Consider the following 4,548-nt stretch of genomic DNA (forward strand, 5'->3'; position numbering starts at 1 on the left):
TGCCTAAGGAGGTGTTTGGTTTGCCGAATATCAAGTCTGCCAAGAAGCGCGTTCTGATCGGTGAAGTGAGAAACGCACGCAACAAGGCCGCGAAATCCGAACTGAAGACCGCCATCAAGAAGTTCGAGGTTGCTGCCGCAGAAGGCAATCGCACCGAGGCCGATGGCGCTTACAAGGTTGCAGTGAAGAAAGTCGATCAGGCTGTTGCCAAGGGCGTTCTGCACAAGAACACGGCTGCGCATCGCAAGAGCGCCATGACCCTGAAGCTCAACAAGCTGGGCTGATCGTTTCTTGAACGAAATAGAAAGGACATCCGTTAGGATGTCCTTTTTGTTTTTTGCTGAGAAACGGAGACATCCGCGTCGGGAAGGAAGAAAGCTGCGAAAGAAACCCAGGAGGGGTGTCTTTCGCTTTGGATCGGATCCGTTTGCGCCGGAGGCGGAAACGTGGGCCCCGGCCGGGCCGCAGGGCCGGATGGGGCGGACATCCGTCAGGATGTCCTTTTTGTTTTTTGTTGAGAAACGGAGACATCCGCGCCGGGAAGGTGCGGCTGTGTTTTGCGGCAACATCCCGCTGGGATGCTGTTTTTCTTTTCTTCTGGCCCTGTTCATTTAGGCGGGGCGTGGTACAATACAGACTGTAAAAAAGACGATAAAAAACCCGCGGCGCCGCCGCGGAAAACGAGGTGACTTATGCGGATTTTCGATACCCACGCCCATTACGACTCCGGCTCGTTCAATGCCGACCGGGATGCAGTGCTTGCTTCCCTGCCGGAGGCGGGGGTGGAGCTGGTGGTGAACCCCGGGTGCGACGTGCCCTCCTCCCGGCAGGCGGTGACCCTGGCGGAGCAGTATCCCCATGTGTACGCCGCCGTCGGTATCCACCCGGAGGACTGTGAAGGCTGCACGGACGCGGACTTTGACGCCATCCGGGCCCTGTGCGCCCACGAAAAGGTGGTGGCCATCGGGGAGATCGGCCTGGACTACTACTGGCCGGAAAACCCGTCCCGGGAGTTTCAAAAGGAGGTGTTCCGGCGGCAGATCGAACTGGCCTTGGAGCTGGACCTGCCTGTCATCATCCACGACCGGGAGGCCCACGGGGACTCGCTGGACATCGTGCGGGAATACCCGGCACTGCGGGGCGTGTTCCACTGCTTTTCCGGCAGCCCGGAGATGGCCCAGGAGCTTTTGAAGCGGGGCTGGTACCTGGGGTTCAACGGCCCCATCACCTACAAAAACGCCCGCCGGGCGCCGGAGGTGGCAGCTATCACGCCCCTGGAGCGGATGGTGGTGGAGACGGACGCCCCCTATCTGACGCCGGTGCCCTTCCGGGGCAAGCGCAACGACAGCCGCCTATTGCCCTATGTCATCGAAACGCTGGCATCGTGGAAGGGCGTAACGCCGGAGAAAATGGCTGAAATCACGCTGGAAAACGGCAAGCGCCTGTACGGATTGGAGTGAGCGGAATGAAAGGAATGAAAGGGGCGGCTATCTTGCTGGCGGTGCTGCTGACCGGCTGCGCCGGGGATATTTCCGCCGATTTGCCGGAGACCGTCCCGGCAGAGCCGCTCTCCGCCCCCGCCGTGGTGACGGAGGGGCGGCCCTGGACGGAAGACGGGGAATTGCCCACGGAGCTCCGGGGGCTGCGGGACTGGGACCAGGCGGCGGAGCCGGTGGCCCAGCTGGCCCGGACGACGGATGCGGCCCTCTACGGCCTGGCCGGCGGGGAGGACCGGCTCCTGCTGCAGTGGGGAGACGCCCTGGCGGAATTCGACTGGCCCTACCGGACGCCCCGCACCGTGGATCCCCGGCTCTGGCAGGTGGATGCCGACGGCGACGGCGCCGGAGAACTGGCGGTGGTCTGCTATTCCGGCAGCGGCACCGGGGTCTCCGTCGAGCAACTCCACATCGTGGACAAAAATGAGGACGGGACCCTGTACGATTATTGCTTTCCCAATGATTTGTGGCAGGAGCAGTTTTCCCGGAAACTGTCTGTCCAGACAGCGGAAGGCCGAGTATTTGCTGTTTTGGGCCGGGAGCTCTGTGATATCGGTGAAGAGCTGGATTTCCTGGACCCTGATTTGATCACAGGCATGGACACCGGCAACGCCATTGGTTTTCGTGTGGAAGACGGACGGATCTGCTGCCTGGGGACCGCCAGGATCACAGCCGAAGGCTACGCCGACGGATGGTATGTGGCGGGACTCTCTGCGGATGTATCTTATAAGGACGGAGTATTTACATTGGATCATTTTCATCTGGACAGCTTGGATTGATGATATAAGGAGTGAACCACATGGAAAAGGGTTTTACCATCACCTATGAATACGGGGACAATCTCTATGTAAACCCCACCAACCGCTGCAATTTCAACTGCGAATTCTGCCTGCGCCACAACGGCTCCGGCGGCAGCATCTATACCCACAATCTGTGGCTCAAGCGGGAGCCCACGAAGGAGGAGATCTTGGAGTCCATCGAGGGCCGGGATCTGACGAAATACCGCCAGCTGGTGTTTGTAGGCTTTGGAGAGCCTACCTACCGCTTTGATGACATCTGCTGGGTCATCGACCGGATGAAAGCCCACGGCACGAAGATTTTCACCCGCATGGACACCAACGGCACCGGCAGCATCATCAATGGCCGGGACATCGCCCCGGAGTTTGCGGGCCGGTTCGACATGGTGTCCATCTCCCTGAACACGGACACGGCGGAAAAGTACGACGCCTTGTGCCACCCCAATTTTCCCGGAGCCTATGAGGCCATGCTGGACTTTGCCCGGCGGGTCAAGGCGTATGTGCCCACGGTGATGATGACCGTGGTGGACACTATCCCCTCTGAGGAGATCGAGCATTGCCGCAAGATCTGCGAGGAGGACGTGGGCGCCGTGTACCGGGTGCGCCAGTACATCCAGGAATAAACAAACAGGACGCCGAAAGGCGTCCTGTTTGTTTTACAGCATGTGCAAAAGCTCGATCTGCTCGCCGGAGGGGCCGGTGAAAAACCAGTTTTCCAGCCCGCCAAAAAGACCCGGCACCACCACTTTCTGCTCCGTCATGAACGAGTCCACCCCGGCCTCACGGAGGGCTGCGGCCGCTGCGTCCACGTCGTCCACATATACGGCGATGTGAGGAATGTTGCCCTCGTCCATGGGGGCGGGGACGGGAGGCTGGATCAGCTCCAGCAAAAAGCCCGCAAATTCCACCAGGCACAGCTTCTTGTCCCCCTCGGGCGTGGGAATCACGTCCTTCTGGCGCAATGCGCCGCCGATGCGTTCATAGAACCGGATGCTCTCGTCCATGTCCCGGGTATAGACGGCAATGTGGGCAAGGCCCCGGTAAAGCTCACTGAGATTCATGGCTGACTCCTCTCTGCGCGCCGCCTCCGGCGCGCTGTAATTTGTCTGCATCATACCATAATTTCCATGGAAAGGAAATGAAAATCAGAAAAAAATCGAAAAAATTCCTTGACTTTCCCACAAATTCCTATATAATAATAAAGCTCGCAGTCTGCGGGCATATCCTTGCTCTCATTTTGAGATGAGGGCCATTTGTCCAAAAGGAGGTGCAATCATGGCAAAGGTTTCTGCCAATTATGAGGTCGTTTACATCATCGACCCTGCACAGGGGGAAGAGGGTATCGCCGCTCTGGTGAACAACTTCAAGACCCTGGCTGAGCAGAATGGTTCCGCTGTTGAGGTGGAAGAGTGGGGCAGCCGCAAGCTGGCCTATCCCATCAACTTCAAGAACGATGGCTACTATGTGCTGATGAGCTTCACCAGCGAGCCTTCCTTCCCGAAGGAGCTGGATCGTAAGCTGCGGATTACCGACGGCATCATGCGTTCCCTGATCGTCTGCAAGGGCGAATAAGGAGGCATTCCCATGCTGAACAAAATCATCCTCATGGGTCGTCTGACCCGTGACCCCGAGCTGCGCCGCACCGGAAGCGGCACCGCTGTCACGTCTTTCTCCCTGGCCGTGGACCGGGACTTCAAGTCCCAGAGCGGCGAAAAGGAGACGGATTTCATCGACGTGGTTGCCTGGCGCAGCACTGCGGAATTTGTCAGCAAGTACTTCACCAAGGGCCGTATGGCCGTGGTGGAGGGACGGCTGCAGATCCGGGACTGGACGGATAAGGAAGGCGGCAAGCGCAGAAGCGCCGAGGTCGTGGCCGACAACGTCTATTTCGGGGATTCCAAGCGGGATGGTGCCGGCGATTACGGTGCCCCTGCTTACAGCGCACCCATGGGCGGCCGCGCATCCGCCGCGCCCGTGGACAGCCATTCCGATTTCGCCGAGATCGGCGAGGAGGACGGCGACCTGCCGTTCTGATCTTAAAAAAGGAGGAACCATTTCATGGCTTTTGATCGTGAAGCGAGACCCGCTCGTCCCATGCGCGGCAAGCGCCGCAAGGTCTGCCAGTTCTGCGCGGACAAGTGCGAGTCCATCGATTACAAGGACGCGGCCAAGCTGCGCCGTTTCCTGTCTGAGCGTTCCAAGATTCTGCCCCGCAGAACCACCGGCACCTGCGCCATGCATCAGCGTCAGCTGAC

At 59.3% G+C, this 4,548-nt stretch carries 8 protein-coding genes; 7 read left to right on the forward strand and 1 reads right to left on the reverse strand.

The window, feature by feature from the left end; translation table 11 throughout:
• Positions 1-20: 20 nt before the first annotated feature.
• The 4 genes from rpsT (at position 21) to QZS13_RS09880 (ending at position 2,916) form a co-directional block, all read left to right on the forward strand.
• Entirely contained in the window at positions 21-284 is a 264-nt protein-coding gene (gene rpsT / locus QZS13_RS09865) for a 30S ribosomal protein S20 (protein WP_295588506.1), read from the forward strand.
• 408 nt (positions 285-692) lie between these two features.
• Positions 693-1,460, forward strand: a complete 768-nt coding sequence (locus tag QZS13_RS09870) for a TatD family hydrolase (RefSeq protein ID WP_295588489.1) — start codon at positions 693-695, stop codon at positions 1,458-1,460.
• A gap of 5 nt (positions 1,461-1,465) precedes the next feature.
• Positions 1,466-2,275, forward strand: a complete 810-nt coding sequence (locus QZS13_RS09875) for a hypothetical protein (protein WP_295588492.1) — start codon at positions 1,466-1,468, stop codon at positions 2,273-2,275.
• A gap of 20 nt (positions 2,276-2,295) precedes the next feature.
• Positions 2,296-2,916 (forward strand): TatD family nuclease-associated radical SAM protein, encoded by a 621-nt coding sequence (locus QZS13_RS09880; RefSeq protein ID WP_295588495.1) that lies wholly within the window; start codon positions 2,296-2,298, stop codon positions 2,914-2,916.
• Positions 2,917-2,949: 33 nt separating this feature from the next.
• On the opposite strand, the gene QZS13_RS09885 is transcribed toward QZS13_RS09880, so the two are convergent.
• Positions 2,950-3,354 carry a VOC family protein gene (locus QZS13_RS09885; protein ID WP_295588497.1) on the reverse strand — a complete coding sequence of 135 codons (405 nt, stop codon included), beginning with the start codon at positions 3,352-3,354 and terminating at the stop codon, positions 2,950-2,952.
• A 214-nt stretch (positions 3,355-3,568) separates the two neighbouring features.
• On the opposite strand from QZS13_RS09885, the gene rpsF reads away from it, so the two are divergent.
• From rpsF to rpsR, 3 genes are all read left to right on the forward strand, one after another.
• The gene (rpsF, locus tag QZS13_RS09890; RefSeq protein ID WP_295588499.1) at positions 3,569-3,865 is read left to right on the forward strand and encodes a 30S ribosomal protein S6; all 297 of its coding nucleotides are present in this window, start codon (positions 3,569-3,571) and stop codon (positions 3,863-3,865) included.
• Between the two features lie 12 nt (positions 3,866-3,877).
• Positions 3,878-4,327, forward strand: coding sequence for a single-stranded DNA-binding protein (gene ssb / locus QZS13_RS09895; RefSeq protein ID WP_295588501.1), 450 nt, complete (start codon positions 3,878-3,880; stop codon positions 4,325-4,327).
• A gap of 24 nt (positions 4,328-4,351) precedes the next feature.
• Positions 4,352-4,548, forward strand: a 197-nt coding sequence (rpsR, locus tag QZS13_RS09900; protein WP_295588504.1) for a 30S ribosomal protein S18, incomplete at its 3' end; no start/stop codon positions are given.

The organism is uncultured Oscillibacter sp. (genome assembly GCF_900546705.1).
Classification (GTDB): domain Bacteria; phylum Bacillota; class Clostridia; order Oscillospirales; family Oscillospiraceae; genus Oscillibacter.